Raw genomic sequence first — 17,004 nt, forward strand, 5'->3', positions numbered from 1 at the left:
CCCAGGGGGGTCCCGGTGGTGCACGGCACGGTGCATGCCAGCTCGGAGGGACGCCCGGCGACGGGCGCCGACCGCTTGGCCTGGGTCGACATCGCCAAGTCCGCCGCCATCGTGCTGGTGGTCTTCTACCACGTGGGCCGGGTCGGCCTGGGTGTCGCGCCCGGCACCGTCGGCCCGGCCACCCGTCCGTGGCTCGACCTCAACATGGTGCTGGTGCCGGTGCGGATGCCGGTGTTCTTCCTGGTGTCCGGGCTGCTGGCGGCGTCGGCGCTGTCCCGCCCATGGCCGCGGGTGCTGCGCGGCAAGGTGCTGGACCTGCTCTGGCCGTACGTGTTGTGGACGGTCGTGTTCGGGTTCGTGTGGGTGCACGCCTCGTTCCCCGACGACCCCGGCACGTGGTTCTGGTACAACCTGCGCATGCTGCCCTTCGGCGGCCTGGCCTACTGGTACCTGAGCCTGCTGATCGTGTTCCTCCTGGTGGCCAAGGCGCTGCGGCGGTACCCGGTGCCGGTCCTGGTGGGCACACTGGTGCTGCTGGCCGCGGCGCCGGCCATCGGCACGGTGGTCGACGCCAACGGCGACCAGTCGGGGACGGTCAACGTCATGCGGCTGGCGACGTTCGCCGTCTGGTTCTTCGCCGGCGCCTACCTGCCGGCGCTGGTGCGCGGCATCGCGACGGCCGGCGGACCGGCCGGCCTGGTGGCGGCCGTGGCCGGCTACGCGCTGCTGGCCTACCTGTTCTACTACGACCACGCGCCGGGCGGCGTCGAGTTCTTCCTGGCCCCGGTGGGCGTGCTGGCGTCGGTCTGGGCCGCCGTGGCGCTGGCGCGGTTCGGCCGGATCCGCCGGCTGGCCGGCTACCTGTCGCGGCGGACGCTGGCCATCTACGTGCTGCACCCGATCCTGATCCACGCGACGGTGTGGGCGGCACGCGGCGCGGGCGCCGACCCGCTGGGCGACCTCGACAACGTCGTGGTCGACTTCCTGTTCGTGCCCGCGTTCGCGGTGCTGGTGACGGCGGTGGCGGTCGGCTTCTACGATCTCGCCGGACGCGCCGGGCTGGGCTGGCTGTTCCGCTGGCCGGGGCGCCGGGCCGTCAGTCCTCCGGCGTCATCGCCTGGTTCAGCCGTTCCCCCAGCACCGGAGCCAGCGCCGCGGCGTACTCCCGCGTGAGGTGGCTGTAGTCGCGGTAGACGATGATGTCGCCGACCACCGGGTAGCAGTACTCGTCGTCGCAGAAGCGGTCGGTGAGGTCGACGACGTGGACCTTGGGGTCGTCGAGGCGCTGGGCCTCGACGACGGCGGCGTCGTCGGGGAGGCCGGCGGCGGACGTGGCGCAGTCGATGACGTCGCCCGGGTGCGCCGACAGGCAGGTCGGGACGTACTCGCCCTGCGTCGGCGGCACGTCACGGAGCACGACGACGTCCTTGCCGGAGTCGGTCCACTCCTGCCAGATCGGCGCGAAGCCGTCGTGGGCGGGGTCGTCGAACTCGGTGCCGCGGGCGTCGGTGAAGTCGTAGGCGGTGGTGTACGACGACGTCAGCACCATGGAGATGGTGTCGTCGGCGGCGATGTCGTCGCGGACCTCGCGCACCCACCGGTCGCAGCTGTCGGCGGCCTCGCCGGTCTGCTCGGAGTCGAGCTCGCGACGCGCGGCCGTCACCGGGCAGGAGCTCTTCAGGTACGTGACGATGGTCCAGTCGCTGGACTCGCCGATCAGCTCGATGGCCGGTAGCCAGTGGGTGGCGTGGGAGTCGCCGACCACCGCGATGACGCGCTTGGGGTCGGGCCCGGTGTAGCCCTTCTCGCAGCGGATGACGTCGGGCTCGGTGATGGCCTGCTGGCACTCCTGATAGTCCGAGCGCCGGTTCTGCTCGACGGCTATCTCGGGCGGCGGGATGAGCGGGCCGGACCCGATCGGGTCGCAGTCGCTCCCGGGTGCGAGCGCGGCCGGTCCGACGCACGGCTCGGCGACGGCGTCGGCGGACAGGACGGCCTCCGCGCGCTCCTCCGCCTCGGCCTCGCGGCGGTCGAGGTCGTTGGTGACGGCGACGGTGCCGGCCACGACCACGGCCATGCCGGCGACGGCGAACGCGAACGAGCGCCACGGCGCCGCGGCGAGGAACGTCCGCGTGCGCAGCGGGTCCTCGACGTACACCTTGCTGAGCCAGGCCAGCACCAGCGTGGCGGCGAAGATGCCCAGCTTGTCGCCCCAGCGCAGCTCGGTGCCGGTGACGTGCGGCAGCACCACGATCAGCGGCCAGTGCCACAGGTACACCGAGTAGGAGATGTCGCCGACGAACGTGACCGGGCGGCGGGTCAGCCACCAGTGCGGCGCGAACCGCCGCTTCGTCGGGCCGGCGGCCATGACGGCGACCGTGCCGAGCACCGGCAGCAGCGCCACCCAGCCGGGGAACAGCGTGGCGCCGTCGTACGCCACGCCCGCGACGACGATGGCGGCCAGCCCGGCGGCGGCGATCAGCGCGCGGACGATGCCGCGGCGGGCCGGGCGCACGGCGAGCAGCGCCAGCAGTGCGCCCGCGGCGAACTCCCAGATGCGGGTGGGCGTGACGAAGTACGCGGCGGCAGGGTCGGCGTTGGTGGCGATGATCGACCAGGTCAGCGACGCCGCGCCGAGCACCGCGATGCCGCCGGCCAGCAGCCGCCGGGTCGACCACCGGATCCAGGCGCGCCGCCCCAGCACGACGATGGCCAGCACCAGCACCGGCCACAGGACGTAGAACTGCTCCTCGACCGACAGCGACCAGTAGTGCTGCGCCAGCGTGGGCGCGTTGTCCTGGGCCATGTAGTCGACGGCATCGTCGGCCAGCGCCCAGTTCTCGACGTAGAGCGCGCTGGCGGCCAGCTGGCGCGCTGTGTTGGCCCACTCGGTGGCCGGCAGCAGCGTCACCGTCGCGACCGCGCTCAACGCCAGGACCAGCAGCGACGCCGGCAGCAGGCGGCGGATGCGGCGGGCCCAGAACCGGCGCAGCGACAGCGTGCCGGTGCGCTGGGTCTCGCGGTGGATGTGGTCGGTGATCAGGTAGCCGGAGATCACGAAGAACACGTCGACCCCGACGAACCCGCCGCTGAGCTCCGTCGGCCAGAGGTGGAAGAACACCACCAGCAGCACGGCGACCGCGCGCAGCCCCTGGATCTCCGGCCGGTGCCGGGCCGCCGGGGCGCCCGTCGCCGTGGCCGCCCGCGGCTGCTTGCCCGGCGCGGCGGGCTCGGGCGCCTGTTCCGGGCGGACCTGGGCGTCGGTGCTCATGCCGCGCCGCCGCGCAGCAGTGCCTCGACCACCTGCCCGGCGGCGTGGCCGTCGCCGTACGGGGTGCCCTGCGGCGCCGATGGGACCGTCCGGGTGACGGCGTCGGCGAGGTCGGCCGGCTCGGGCACCAGCACGTTCCAGCCGTCCTGCAGGGTCTCGAGCCATTCGGTCTCGGTGCGCAGCGTGCTGCACGGGCGGCCCAGCAGGTAGGCCTCCTTCTGCAGGCCGCCGGAGTCGGTGACGACGCCCGCGGAGTGCAGCACGGCGGCGACCATGCCGGGGTACGGCAGCGGCGGCGCGGTGTGCAGGGCGCTGCCCGGCCGGTCCAGCTCGATGCCGAACTCGCGGCAGCGGGCCACCAGCCGCGGGTGCGCCAGCAGCAGCACCGGCACCGGCAGCCCGGCCAGCGCCTCGACCACGGCCGTCAGCCGCTTGGGGTCGTCGGTGTTCTCGGCGCGGTGGACGGTGGCCGCGACGTAGCCGCCCGGCTCGAGGCCGGACGGCAGCTCCGGCGGGGTGTCGCGGACGGCGTCGCGGACCCGGAAGCAGACGTCCGTCATGACGTCACCGACCCGGACGGTGCGCTCGGCGAGCCCCTCGCGGGCGAGATTCGCCACCGCGACGTCGGTGGGCGCGAGCAGGAGGTCGGCCGCATGGTCGGTCAGTACCCGATTGTGCTCTTCCGGCATCGCCCGGTTGAACGAGCGGAGACCGGCCTCGAGATGCGCGACCGGCAGGTGGAGCTTGACCGCGGCCAGCGTTGCGGCCAAGGTGGAGTTCGTGTCGCCGTAGACGAGCACCCAGTCCGGGCGGCGGTCGGCGAGCACGCCGTCCAACGCCGCCAGCATGGCGCCGGTCTGCGTGCCGTGGCTGCCCGAGCCGATGCCCAGGTGCACGTCGGGGGCCGGGATGCGCAGGTCGGCGAAGAACACGTCGGACATGTTCGCGTCGTAGTGCTGCCCAGTGTGCACGATGACGTGCTCGTGTCCGCCCGCCGTCAAGGCCTCGGCCACGGGAGCGAGCTTGACGAATTGCGGGCGGGCTCCGACGATGCTGAGCACCTGCATGGAAGTCCGTCCTCGAAACCTGTGCACGACCCAGACACGGGGCAAGGCCGCGCGCCAACCCCGGTAGCCTATACGCCGGACCGCATCCGCCATCACGACCGAGGTCATACGTGAGAATCACCGTCGTCGCCCTGGGCAAGATAGGGCTGCCGTTAGCCGTCCAGTTCGCCGCCAAGGGTCACGAGGTCATCGGCGTCGACGTCAACAGGACCGTCGTCGACCTCGTCAACAAGGGTGAAGAGCCGTTCCCCGGCGAGGATCAGCTGGCCGAGAAGCTGGCCGAGGTGGTGAGCGCCGGCCGGCTGAGGGCCACCACCGACTACGCCGACGCCGTCCCCGGCAGCGACGCCGTCGTCCTCGTGGTGCCGTTGTTCGTCGACGACACCACCGGCGAGCCCGACTTCGGGTGGATGGACTCCGCCACCCAGTCGCTGGCCGAGAACCTGACGCCGGACACGCTCGTCTCCTACGAGACCACGCTGCCGGTCGGGACCACCCGCAACCGGTGGCGGCCACTGATCGAGAAGGTGTCCGGGCTCACCGAGGGCACCGACTTCCACCTGGTGTTCTCGCCCGAGCGGGTGCTCACCGGGCGGGTCTTCGCCGACCTCCGCAAGTACCCGAAGCTGATCGGTGGGCTGACCCCGGCCGGCGCCGAGCAGGCGCGCGCGTTCTACGAGGCCGTCCTCGACTTCGACGACCGCCCCGATCTTCCGCGCGGCAACGGCGTCTGGGACCTCGGCAGCGCCGAGGCGGCCGAGATGGCGAAGCTCGCCGAGACCACCTACCGCGACGTCAACATCGGCCTGGCCAACCAGTTCGGCCGGTTCGCCGCTGCCAACGGCATCGACGTCTTCCAGGTCATCGAGGCGTCCAACTCGCAGCCGTACAGTCACATCCACCGGCCCGGCATCGCGGTCGGCGGCCACTGCATTCCCGTCTACCCGCGGCTGTACCTGTGGACCGACCCCGACGCCACCGTCGTCCGCGCCGCGCGTGAGGCCAACGTCGGCATGCCCGAGTACACCGTCGGCCTGGTCGAGGCCGCTGCCGGTGGCTCGCTGGACGGCCTGCGGGTCGTCGTGCTGGGCGCGGCGTACCGCGGCCGGGTGAAGGAGACGGCGTTCTCCGGCGTCTTCCCGACGGTGGCGGCGCTGCGCTCGCGGGGGGCCGAGGTGCTCGTGCACGACCCCATGTACACCGACGACGAACTGCGCGGGCTCGGCTTCGCGCCGTACCACCTGGGCGAGCCGGCCGACGCCGTCGTCGTCCAGGCCGACCACCCCGAGTACGCCGAGGTCGGCGCCGCTGACGTCCCGGGCGCCAAGATCCTGGTCGACGGCCGCGACGTCACCGACGCCGCCCGCTGGGACGGCGTCACCCGCATCGTCGTGGGCCGGGCGTCGTCACCGGCATGATCATCGTCCCGGCGCCGGCTGGACGGGCCCGTGTGCGGCCGTCCGGCCGGCGCTCGGCGGGGCGGGGCCCGTTCGGCGGGGTTTCGGTCTGTTCGCCTGCGTGGGGTCCGGGTCCGTTTCGTCGGCGCGCGCTCTGTCAGTGCCCGCCCGTAGGGTGGGTCCCACCCGGTAGGGGCGGGTCATGACTACCCCAGAATCGAGCACGTCGGCACCGCGCACGTCGGGGTCCGTCGGCGGCGACGGGCAGCCGGCCCGGGCGCACGTCGTCATGCTGGTGGCCAACGACGTCGTCACCGACAGCCGGGTCAAGAAGGAGGCGCAGGCCGTCGCCGACGCCGGGTACCGGGTCACGGTGCTGGGCGTTGCGGCCGACGGCCGGCGGTCGCTGGAGCTGCTCGGCGACGTGCTGGTGGTCCGGGTGCCGGTGGCGTTCCAGTTGCGCGATGAGCGCGACCGCAAGCGCCGCTCGCACCGCGACTGGCGCCCGCCGTACATCGGCTACCCGGCGAAGTCGGCCCAGTCGGCGCGCAAGCAGGTGCTCAAGGCGCGGCGCGTCGAGCTGACCGGCCGGTCCGGCGGCGGGCGCGGCGGGCGCGGTGGCGTCGGCGCGCGGCTGGCCGCGCTCCGGCTGACCGCCGCCGAGCGGGCCGCCTGGCTGCGCGCCGGCGTCGGCAACCGGGCCGACAAGCTGTTCCGGTTCGGCTGGCGGGCGTGGGACGGCGTCGCCGCGCGCACGCCGTGGCCGGCCCGCTGGCGGCTGGTGCACCCGCAGGCCTACGACTACGAACTGGCCTTCGGGCCGCTGCTCGACCAGCTCGCGCCCGACGCCGTCCACGCCCACGACATGCACGTCATCGGGGTCGGGGTGCGCGCGGCGGAGCGGGCCCGCGCCGCCGGCCGCCGGGTCGCCGTCGTCTACGACGCGCACGAGTACGTCCCCGGGCTGTCCCGTTACGGCCCCCGCACGCCGCGGTTCATCGCCGCCTGGGCGCACCACGAGCGCGAGTACATCGGCCGCGCCGACCGCGTCGTCACCGTCAGCCCGGCCATCGCCCGCACGCTGCGGCAGCGGTACCGCCTGGACCGCGAGCCCACCGTCGTCATCAACTCGCCGAGCATGACCGAGCTGACCGGCGACGACGTCCCCGGCCTGCGCGCCCGCATCGGTCTCGCGGCGGACGTGCCGCTGCTGGTCTACAGCGGCGGCGTCACCAAGGCGCGCGGCGTCGAGACCGCCGTCGAGGCGCTGCCGTCGCTGCCCGGCGTCCACCTGGCGGTCGTGTCCGTCCCGCACATCGAGATCGCGCCGGTGCATCAGCTGCGCGCGCTGGCCGGACGCCTCGGCGTCGCCGACCGCGTCCACTTCCTCGACCCCGTGCGGCCGCACGAGGTGGTCGCGTTCCTGTCGTCGGCCGACGTCGGGCTGATCCCGATCCTGCGCTACCCCAGCCACGAGATGGCGCTGCCGAACAAGGTGTTCGAGTACGCGTTCGCCGGGCTGCCGGTGGTCACCAGCGACATGCCGAGCCTGACGGAGTTCATGCGGCAGTCCGGTATCGGCGAGGTGTACCGCGTCGGCGACGCCGCCGACCTCGCGGCCAAGGTGCACGCCGTCCTCGCCGACCCGGCGCCGTACCGCGCCCGGCTGGAGCGGCCGGAGTTCCGCCAGGAGGTGTCCTGGGAGGGGCAGGCGCAGCACCTGCGCGAGCTGTACACCGACCTGATCGGAACGGCGCCGACGGCGTCCGCGCCGGCCACCGCGTCGGCGCCGGTCGCGGGGGACCGCGTGCCGCACCTGCTGATCGGGCCGTCCAACAGCGCCGGCCAGGGCTGGCGCTGGGCGCGCGCCGTCGAGCGGTACGCGCCGCCGGCGACGGCCGAGAACCTCATGACCGAGTCCGGCTCGTTCGCGTTCCGCGCCGACCACGTCGTGGCGGCCGAGCGGTTCCAGCACGACGCCGCCTGGGTGGTCGAGTTCGCCGACCACGTCCTGCGCACCGCCACCCACGTGCTGTTCGAGGCGGCCCGCCCGGTGCTCGGCCAGGCCCGTGGCCAGCTCTTCGTCGAGGACCTGCCGACGCTGCGCGCGGCCGGCATCGCGGCCGGGGTGATCCTGCACGGGTCCGAGATCCGCGATCCGCGCCGGCACCGCGAGCTGTTCCGCCACTCGCCGTTCGCCGACCCCGACGACCCGTTGACGCAACGGCTGCAGCAGGCCACCCGGGTCGTGCTCGGGCACCTGCGCGACTTCGACGGCCCGCGCTTCGTCACCACGCCCGACCTCGTCGACTTCCTCGACGGCGCCCAGTGGCTGCCGGTCGTGGTCGACGTCGACGACCTCGCCACCGATCGCCCGGTGCTGGAGCGGCCGGTACCGGTGGTGCTGCACGCACCGTCGCGCGGCGCGCTCAAGGGCTCGGCCGCCGCCGACCCCGTCCTGCGCGACCTGCACGACCGCGGCCTGATCGAGTACCGGCGCATCGAGGGCGTCGCGCACGCCGAGCTGATGGCCCAGCTGCGCACCGCCGACGTCGTCGTCGACCAGCTGGCGCTCGGGTCGTACGGCGTGCTGGCCTGCGAGGCGATGGCGGCCGGACGGGTCACCGTCGGGCACGTCGCCGAGCACGTCCGGGCCGCGATCCCGGCCGAGCTGCCCATCGTCGAGGCCACGCCGGACGACCTCGGCGCCGTCGTCGAGCGGCTGGTCGCCGAGCGCGAGGCCGCGGGCAAGACGGCCACGGCCGGGCCCGACTACGTCCGCCGGTTCCATGACGGACGGGCATCGGCGCGGGTCCTGGCGCCGTTCCTGGGCGTGGCGGACTGATCGGAATCGTCCGAACGATTCACCCCAATCGGTTGCGTGACACGTGTGACTGGTGCGACTGTTGATGCGTCAGTAGTCATCTGAAGCATCACAGCTGGTCTGCGGGGGACGAGTCGTGAAGGTCATCAACGCGGGTCTGGCGGGCGCGCTCGTCGCGTTCGCGATGGCGCCGGCCGTGCCCTCGTGGGGCGCGACGCCGGTGCCGCCGACGTCGTCGCCGGGCGTTGCGACGCCGGATGCCGCGCTGGATGCCGCGCCGGAGAGCGCCGGGACGCCATCCGCGTCCGGCACCCCGGCGGCGCCGACGGCCGCGGGCGCGCCGGTGGCCGACGACCTGCAGACGATCGGCCTCCCGGTCGCCGCCGGCGGGTTCGGGCGGCTGCCCAGCCTGCCGCCGGCGCCCGGCGGCACGCCGCGCGAGTTCAGCGACCTCACCGCGCGGATTCCGCTCGTCTACTCCGAGGAGTACACCGTCCGGCCGTTCCGGCTGGCCGCCGTCACCTGGACCGGCGCCGCGCCGGTGCGGGCGTGGGCGCGGGTGCGCTCCGACGGCGAGTGGTCGCAGTGGTACGAGCTGCCCGGCGGCGACGACCACCAGCCCGACCCCGGCACCGCCGAGGCGGCGTCCGCCCGCAACGGGACCGACCCGCTGCTGGTGCCGGCGTCCGACGGCATCCAGGTGCGCGTCGACGGCGCGCAGTCCGGCGCCCGGCGCCCGTCCGACCTGCGGCTGGACCTCGTCGAACCGGGGACCGCGCCGGCCGCGCGGGTCGAGGCGCCGGAGCTGGCCGTCAACGGCGGCCCGACGATCTACAGCCGGGCGCAGTGGGGCGCAGACGAGTCGATGCGGGCCGATCCGCCCAGCTACGGCGAGGCGCGCGGCGCGTTCGTGCACCACACCGTCAGCGCCAACTCCTACAGCTCGGCCGATGTGCCGGCGCTGATCAGGTCGATCTACGTCTACCACGTGCGGTCCCGCGGCTGGAACGACATCGGCTACAACTTCGTCATCGACCGCTTCGGCCGCATCTGGGAGGGCCGCTACGGCGGCGTCGACCGCGCGGTCATCGGCGCGCACACCCAGGGCTACAACGACGACGCGTTCGCCGCGTCCGCGCTGGGCAGCTACGAGAACACCGCGCCGTCCAGCGTCATGCTCGGCGCGTACGCGCGGCTGTTCGGGTGGAAGTTCCGCATCCACGGCATCCGCCCGCTGCGCCAGGTCAACTACGACGGCGAGGCGTGGCCGGCCATCGCCGGGCACCGCGACGCCGCCGCCACGGCCTGCCCCGGCGACGCCCTGTACGCGCGGCTGAGCACCATCCGGTCCGGCACGCTGCGGCAGATGGGCATCGGCGGCGACTCCACCAGCGGCCGGGACGTCAACGGCGGCGGCCGGTCCGACATCATGGCCCGGCAGCGCTCGAACGGCTCGTTCTGGCTCTGGCCGGGCGGCACCATCGCCGGGTTCGGCAACCGCCTCTCGTTCGGCACGGGCTGGTCGTCGATGATCTCCGTCGCTCTGCCCGGCGACTGGGACGGCGACGGCCACGACGACGTCATCGCCCGCAGCGCGTCCGGCGGGCTGTGGCTCTACTCCGGCCGGTCCGGCCAGGGGTTCTCGGCGCAGCGGCGCATCGGCACCGGCTGGGCCGGCTTCACCTACGTCGTCGCGCCGGGCGACTGGGACGGCGACGGCCGGGTCGACCTCATCGCGCGCCGCCGCGACGGCGTGCTGATGCTGTACCCGGGCAACGGCCGCGGCGGCTTCAGCACGGCGCGGGCCATCGGCACCGGCTGGGGCTCGTTCACGGCCATCGTCGGGGCCGGCGACTGGAACAGCGACGGCGCCGTCGACCTCATCGCCCGGCTGCCCAACGGCGCCCTGCTGCTCTACCCGGGCACCGGCAAGGGCGGCTTCGGCAAGGCCCGCACCATCGGCACCGGCTGGGCCGGGTTCACCGGCATCGCCGCGGCGGGCGACGTCAACGACGACTACGTGCTCGACCTCGTCGTGTGGACGGCCGGCGGCTCCATGCTCCTCTACCCCGGCAGCGGTACGGGTGGCTTCCTGCCGAGCCGGAGCATCGGCTCCGGCTGGAACGCCTTCGACCTGCGCAGCTGAGCGACGGGCACACGGGTGGGTGGCGTCGCGCTGGCGCTGACGGCGCTGCTGATCGCTTCGGGGACGACCCCGGCGGACCCGGCGCCGGCCCCGTCGACCCGGGTGCCGGCCGACCTGCTGGCGGAGTGGGCGGCCGAGGCCGCCCCCGAACCGCCCGCCGCGGTGCCGGACGACCTGCCGGACGGCCTCACCGGCGAGCTGGACCTCCCCGTCGACCCCGCCGTCGAGACCGTGCGCTGGCCGTCGTCGGGCGAGCTGGTGCTGGAGGGCCGCGGCTACGGGCACGGCCGCGGGATGTCGCAGTGGGGCGCGTACGGGGCGGCGGCGAGCGGCCTCGGCTACGGGCGGATCCTCGCGCACTACTACCGCGGCACCTCGCTGGAACTGCGCGACGACATCCGGCTGCGGGTCCGCATCACGGCCGACGACGACGGCGAGACCCGGGTGGCCCCGGCCCGCGGGTTGACGGCGACCGCCGGTGACGCGGCGCTGACGCTGCCGTCGTCGCTGGCCGGGAGCCGCGTGACGGCCTGGCGGGTGGTCCGCGACGGCGGCCGGCTGGTGCTGCAGGGGTACGCGGGCAGCTGGCGGACGACGGCGATCGGCGGGGCCACCGCGCACGCCGCGCCGATCGCGTTCACCACGCCGGCCGGCGCCGTCCGCCTCGTCCTCGGCTCCACCCACCGCGAGTACCGCGGCGCCGTCGAGGCGGTCGCCACCGGCTCCGGCGTCGGCACCCGCGTGGCCACGTCGCTGGAGTCGTACCTGCGCAGCGTCGTGCCGGCGGAGATGCCGGCCAGCTGGCCCGCCGCGGCGCTGCAGGCGCAGGCCGTCGCGGCCCGCACGTACGCCCGCTGGCAGCGGGCCGAGGAACCCGGCTCCTGGTACGACACCTGCGACAGCACCCGCTGCCAGGTGTTCAACGGCGCCGCCGACTACACCGCGGGCGGCGACCTCATCCGCCGCTACGACCACCCGGCCAGCGACGCCGCCGTCGGCGCGACCGCCGAGCGGATCCTGCTGTACGACGGCGAGCCCGCGTTCACCCAGTTCACGTCCGCGAACGGCGGGTGGACGATGCGCGGGTCGCGGCCGTACCTGCGCGCGTTCGCCGACGAGTACGACGGGGTGGTGTCCGGCTCGCCGCACCGCTGGCGCACGACCCTGACCGCGCGCGCCGTCGCGGCCGCCTTCCCGCGCGTCGGCCGCCCGGTCACCCTGCGGGTCGACGCCCGGAACGGCCACGGCGCGTGGGGCGGGCGGACCACGTCGGTGGTCGTGACGGGCACGGAGGGGTCGGTCGAGGTGGGCGGCGAGGCGTTCCGGTCGGCGCTCGGGCTGCGCAGCGACTGGTGGCGGGTCAGCGGCGTCGCGGGGGCGGGGCACGACCTCACCGGCGACCGCCGCGCCGACCTCGTCGCGCGGCGTTCGTCCGACGGGTCGCTGTGGCTGTATCCGGGCAACGGCGCGGGCGGTTTCGGCCCGACCCGGTCGCTAGGCGCCGGCTGGCACGGCATGTCGTCGATCCTGGTCACGCCCGACTGGGACGGCGACGGGCGGGCCGATCTGGTGGCGCGGTCGCGGTCCGGCGACCTGTGGCTGTACTCGGGCGACGGTGCGGGCGGGGCCTCCGGACGGCCGATCGGGCAGGGGTGGGCGGGCATGAACGGGCTCGCGACGCCCGGCGACTGGGACGGCGACGCGCGGACGGACCTGCTGGCGCGGCGGTCACGGTCCGGCGACCTGTGGCTGTACGCGGGAGCGGGCCGGGCCGGCTTCGGGGTGGCGCGGCCGATCGGCACCGGGTGGAGCGCCTGGAACCTGATCACCGGCAGCCCGGACTTCGACGGCGACGGCCACGCCGACCTCGTGGCGCGGCGTCGCGGCGACGGCACCCTCTGGCTCTTCCCCGGCGACGGGCGCGGCGGGTTCGGCACCGCGAGCCGGGTGGGGCACGGCTGGGCCGGCATGAACGCCCTCGTCGCCCCCGGCGACTGGGACGGCGACGGGCGGGCCGACCTCATCGCCCGCAGCGCCGCCGACGGCGCCCTCTGGTTCTACGCCGGCAACGGCCGCGGCGACATCGCCGCCGTCCGGCGCATCGGCACCGGCTGGACCGTGGTCGACGCGCTCGGCTGAGCCTAGGGTGAGTCTCCCAAGCCGATCACCGTGGCCTTCCGGCCGACCAGCAGCCGCCGCGCCACGACGAAGGTGACGGGTATCGCGATGGCCGCCGCGACGAGCGGAGCCGCCCGTTCGTCCATTCCGGCGTACTCGATCAGCACGACGACGCCGGTCGTCGTCACGACGAAATTGGCCACGGTGGACAGCGGGAAGAGGAGGAACCGCCGCAGCGTCGGCCTGACTCTGTAGGTGTAGAGCGTATTGAGGAAGAACGATCCGATGGTGGACAGCACGAAGGCGACGACGTGCCCTGGCAGATACCCGATCCACTCACGCAGCAGGAGATAGCACGCGTAATAGGTCGCCGTATTGATACCGCCGACGACGACGAATCTCAGCGCCTGACCGATCATCGCGGTAGACGCGGTGGGTCGATGTTCGATTCCTTGACGATGAAGTGGGGCCGGCGCTTGGTCTCCAGGAAGATCCGGCCGACGTATTCCCCGACGACGCCGAGCAGGATCATCTGGGCTCCGCCCAGGCCGATGATCGCCGCGATCGACGTCACGTACCCCGGGGTGTCCACCCCGACGGTGAGCGCGTTGACGATCTGCCAGACGAGGTAGCCGACCGATGCGATCACCAGCAGGAGGCCGGCATGGATCGCTGAGCGCAGGGGCTTGCTGTTGAACGAGAGGATGCCGTCGAGGCCGTAGTTCACCAGGCTCACGAGCGACCACGACGACCTGCCGTGTTCGCGTAGTCCGCTCTGGAACGGTACGACGGCCGCCGGGAACCCGATCCAGGCGAACAGACCCTTCGAGAACCGGTTGTGCTCGGTCATGCTGAGCAGGGCGTCGAGTGCGCGCCGGCTGAGCAGCCTGAAGTCGCCTTCGCCGTCGACCAGGCGGACGTCGACGACGGAGTTGACCGCCCGGAAGTAGAGGCGGCTGAGACTGCGCCGAAGCGGCGAGTCGTTGGTACGGTCCCGCCGCGCCACCACCTGGTCGGCGCCGGCCAGGTGCTCGTCGAGCAGCCTGGGGACCAGTTCGGGCGGGTGCTGCAGGTCGGCGTCCATGATCACGACGGCGTCGCCACCAGCCGCTCGCAGGCCGGCCAGCATGGCCGCCTCCTTGCCGAAGTTCCGGCTCAACGCGATGTACTTCACGCGGGTGTCGGATTCCGCGAGCTTGCGGAGGACCGTGGGTGTGTCGTCGGTGCTGCCGTCGTCGACGAAGACGAATTCCATGTCGGTCTGAACGGTCTCCGACATGGCGACCAGCCGCGCGTAGAGAATCGGCAGCCCGTCGGCCTCGCCGTAACACGGCACGACGATCGAGGTGATCACCCGAATTCCCCTTACCGTGGATTGTATAGCACCACAGCATTGTCAACATGTATTGAATGCCGTGATACGGTTTGCGCTATTCTGAGTTCGGAGCCGATGGATTGGTGCAAGCACTGTGTATACGCACGAAGCGCCTGCGAGGTTGCATCGCGTGCTGCTGTCCGCCGTCGCGGCCGCGGTGCTGGCCGCTGCCGCCTTCGTGGCGAGCGGGGCGATCCGCGGGACGTTCCCGTTCGGCGACGTGTCGCGCAACACCAACGACCTCGGCCAGCAGCTGATCCCCGTCCACGGGCGGCTGCGCGACGTGCTGACCGGCGACGCGGCCGGCGACCTCGTCTTCAACTGGTCCAGCGGGTTCGGCGTCCCGTTCCTCGGCGACTACCTGTCCTACCTCGGCAGCACGCTGTCCTGGCTGGTGCTGCTGTTCCCGCGCGACGGCATGGACCTCGCGCTGTTCGTCATCGCGGTCGTCGCGCTGGCGCTGGCGGCGGCCGCCATGACGGCCTACCTGCGGTTGCTGCGCCCGCGCGGGCCGGCCTGGCTCTCCGTCGTCGCAGGGGCCTCCTACGCGCTGTGCGGGTGGGCGATCGACGACGGCGCGTACCTGACCGTCTGGCTGTACGGGCTGGTGGCGTTCCCGGTGCTGTGCCTGCTGTGCGAGTGGATCCTGCGGCGGCGATCGTCGTGGCTGCCGGTCTGCGTGACGCCGTTCGTGGTGGCGCTGCTGTGGACGTCGCAGTTCTACACCGTCTACATGGCCACCATCGGCGCGGCGATCGTCGTGCTGGTGCGGGTGCTGTCGTGGGAGTCGTCCGTGTCGTGGCGGACGCGGCTGGCGGGGCTGCTGCGCTGCGCGGTTGCCGTCGTCGCGGGCATGGGCCTCGCGGCGCCGCTGCTGGTGCCGATGTTCTGGGCGGCGCGGTACGCACGGCCCAGCCCGGAGACCGAGTTCCACGCCATGGACTGGCGCGACTTCCTGTCGCGACTGCTGGCCGGCACCGAGGGGGTCGGATCCAGTCCCGGCCTCGCGGTCGGGACGGTGCTGCTGCTGCTGGCCGTGAGCCTGCCGTTCAACCGCGCGGTGCCGTGGCGCGAGCGGCTCGTGTGGACGGGAGCGGTGGGGCTGACGGTGCTGAGCATGCAGGTCGCGCTGACGCACGCCGTGTGGCATGGATTCGACACCCCCAACGGCAGCCCGTTCCGGCAGGCGTTCGTGGTGGCGGGGCTGTTGGTGATCGCCGGCTGGATCTCCGGTTCGGCCGGGCTGCGCGGCGTCGCGCCGGTGCTGGCGCCGCTGGTGCTGGTCGGCGGGCTCTACCTCGCCGTGCGGTCCGGCCCGTTCGTCACGCCGACCACTCGGGTCGTCGTCCCGGTGGTCGCGGCCGTCGCGCTGGTCGCCTGGCTGGCCTGGCGGTTCACGGAGCGCGGGCGGCCCTGGGTCGCCGCGGTGGCCGCGGGAGTCGTCGGCGCCGCCGTCATCGTCGAGGCGACGGCGGGGGCGGTGGCGATCGACGAGGCGCGGACGCGGATCCTGAGCACACACCCGGTCTGGGGCGACGAGAACGACCAGGTCAGGGCGTTGGTCCAGGGTGCCGACCGGTGGCCGGAGGCGCGCGTGTCGCCGGGCGCGTACGTCACGCAGAACGACCCCATGCTGCTGGGCGGGCAGGGGTCGCAGTACTACTCGAGCACCATTCCCGACGACGTCTCCGTGGCGCTGGCCGGGCTGGGCTTCGGGTACAGCGCGTACGTGCGGGCCAACGTCGACCCCGCGAACCCGGTCGTCGACGCCGTGTTCGCCGTCGGCGCCCGGGTGGTCACTGACGACGCCGGGACGCTCCGGCTAGCGGAGAACCCCGACGTGGCGCCGCTGGTCACCGTCCGCCCGGCCGAGCCCTGGACGTCGCCCGACCCGGCGCCGTTCGGGCACCAGGAGACCGCGCTCGGCGCCGACGTCTACACCGTCCCGCGGGTCGAGCTGGTCCCGGACCCGGCGCTGACGGTGATCGGGCGGCGCCGCGACTCGCTGCTGTCCCCCGCGGTTGTGGGGGAGCCGGCCGAGCTGCGGGTGACGGCGTCGTGCCCGGCAGGCACCGAGGTGTACATGGCGGCGCCGGCCTTCGTGGGCGACGTGCTCGCCGCCGACACCGGCTGGCGTGCGGTGCTGGGGCAGGGCACCCGCGCCCCGGGCGTGTACAACGGCGCGCCACTGCTGCGGGTCGGCACGGCGGGGGCCGACGGCGCCGTCGAAGTGAAGCTCCGGGTCTACGGCCCGGCGCGGCTGCCGGCCAGCCCGCTCGGCTGCCTCGACCGTACGGCGCTGTCTGACGCGGTGGCCGGGTTGCGAGCCGGCGCGCCCACGTCCATCGACGTGACCGGCCACGGCGTCGCGGCCACGCTGCCCCCGTCCTCGACGCCGTCGACCGTTGTCCTCGGCGTGATCCGGTCGCCCGGCTGGCGCTGCTCGGCCGGCGACGGACCGGCGACGACCCCGACCACGGCCGGTGGGCTGATCGCCCTGCCGGTCCCGGCCGGGGTGACCGACGTGTCCTGCGAGTACCGGCCGCGCGGCCTGCGCATGGGCCTCGCCGTCGGCGCTGCCGCACTGGCGGTCGTCGCGGCGCTGGGCGTGGTCGGTCTCGTGCAGCGCCGCCGACGGGACGCGTGGGTGGTAGAGCAGGAGAAGTCCTCGTGAGGTGCGCGATCGTTGGCGGCGTCGCCGTCCAGACGGCCGAGCGTCTCCCGGGTGCTGCAGGCACCGTGTGGCAACACTGTCGCCACCACCGTTGGCTCCATGATCATCCAAGGTCCGGGGTGTTATGACGCC

Annotated in this window: 10 protein-coding genes; 6 read left to right on the forward strand and 4 right to left on the reverse strand. The window is 73.7% G+C overall.

Annotation, left to right across the window (positions count from 1 at the left end):
- Positions 1-30: 30 nt before the first annotated feature.
- A complete protein-coding gene (locus ACW62_RS26615; RefSeq protein ID WP_205629627.1) occupies positions 31-1,173 on the forward strand; it encodes an acyltransferase family protein in 1,143 nt (380 codons plus the stop codon).
- On the opposite strand, the gene ACW62_RS26620 is transcribed toward ACW62_RS26615, so the two are convergent.
- Positions 1,097-3,271 (reverse strand): acyltransferase family protein, encoded by a 2,175-nt coding sequence (locus ACW62_RS26620; protein ID WP_053207151.1) that lies wholly within the window; start codon positions 3,269-3,271, stop codon positions 1,097-1,099. The two genes, ACW62_RS26615 and ACW62_RS26620, sit on opposite strands and share 77 nt — an antisense overlap.
- Complete coding sequence (gene wecB, locus ACW62_RS26625; protein ID WP_053207152.1) at positions 3,268-4,338, reverse strand: non-hydrolyzing UDP-N-acetylglucosamine 2-epimerase; 1,071 nt, start codon at positions 4,336-4,338, stop codon at positions 3,268-3,270. The genes ACW62_RS26620 and wecB overlap by 4 nt, the downstream gene beginning before the upstream one ends.
- A gap of 110 nt (positions 4,339-4,448) precedes the next feature.
- Here wecB and ACW62_RS26630 point away from each other — a divergent pair, with 110 nt between their 5' ends.
- The 4 genes from ACW62_RS26630 to ACW62_RS26645 all read left to right on the forward strand — a co-directional run bounded on the left by ACW62_RS26630 (position 4,449) and on the right by ACW62_RS26645 (position 12,844).
- Entirely contained in the window at positions 4,449-5,756 is a 1,308-nt protein-coding gene (locus ACW62_RS26630; protein ID WP_053207153.1) for a nucleotide sugar dehydrogenase, read from the forward strand.
- A gap of 181 nt (positions 5,757-5,937) precedes the next feature.
- The gene (locus ACW62_RS26635; RefSeq protein WP_157575000.1) at positions 5,938-8,580 is read left to right on the forward strand and encodes a glycosyltransferase family 4 protein; all 2,643 of its coding nucleotides are present in this window, start codon (positions 5,938-5,940) and stop codon (positions 8,578-8,580) included.
- 115 nt (positions 8,581-8,695) lie between these two features.
- A complete protein-coding gene (locus ACW62_RS26640; protein ID WP_053207155.1) occupies positions 8,696-10,705 on the forward strand; it encodes an FG-GAP-like repeat-containing protein in 2,010 nt (669 codons plus the stop codon).
- Between the two features lie 15 nt (positions 10,706-10,720).
- The gene (locus ACW62_RS26645) at positions 10,721-12,844 is read left to right on the forward strand and encodes a SpoIID/LytB domain-containing protein (RefSeq protein WP_053207156.1); all 2,124 of its coding nucleotides are present in this window, start codon (positions 10,721-10,723) and stop codon (positions 12,842-12,844) included.
- A gap of 2 nt (positions 12,845-12,846) precedes the next feature.
- Here the strand turns inward: ACW62_RS26645 and ACW62_RS26650 are convergent, their stop codons facing one another.
- A complete protein-coding gene (locus tag ACW62_RS26650) occupies positions 12,847-13,242 on the reverse strand; it encodes a GtrA family protein (RefSeq protein WP_053207157.1) in 396 nt (131 codons plus the stop codon).
- Positions 13,239-14,177: a glycosyltransferase family 2 protein gene (locus ACW62_RS26655; RefSeq protein WP_053207158.1), complete on the reverse strand. Its 939-nt coding sequence runs from the start codon at positions 14,175-14,177 to the stop codon at positions 13,239-13,241. Before ACW62_RS26655 ends, ACW62_RS26650 begins: the two co-directional genes overlap by 4 nt.
- Positions 14,178-14,328: 151 nt before the next feature.
- On the opposite strand from ACW62_RS26655, the gene ACW62_RS26660 reads away from it, so the two are divergent.
- Positions 14,329-16,872 carry a YfhO family protein gene (locus ACW62_RS26660; RefSeq protein WP_053207159.1) on the forward strand — a complete coding sequence of 848 codons (2,544 nt, stop codon included), beginning with the start codon at positions 14,329-14,331 and terminating at the stop codon, positions 16,870-16,872.
- Positions 16,873-17,004: the final 132 nt, after the last annotated feature.

The sequence above is a fragment of the Jiangella muralis genome (assembly GCF_001270745.1).
Classification (GTDB): domain Bacteria; phylum Actinomycetota; class Actinomycetes; order Jiangellales; family Jiangellaceae; genus Jiangella; species Jiangella muralis.

Excerpts from the sequence above, each read along its gene's own strand:
- ACW62_RS26635 (WP_157575000.1), top strand. The coding sequence starts at position 5,938 with ATGACTACCCCAGAATCGAGCACGTCGGCACCGCGCACGTCGGGGTCC.
- ACW62_RS26620 (WP_053207151.1), bottom strand. The coding sequence starts at position 3,271 with ATGAGCACCGACGCCCAGGTCCGCCCGGAACAGGCGCCCGAGCCCGCC.
- wecB (WP_053207152.1), bottom strand. The coding sequence starts at position 4,338 with ATGCAGGTGCTCAGCATCGTCGGAGCCCGCCCGCAATTCGTCAAGCTC.
- ACW62_RS26650 (WP_053207157.1), bottom strand. The coding sequence starts at position 13,242 with ATGATCGGTCAGGCGCTGAGATTCGTCGTCGTCGGCGGTATCAATACG.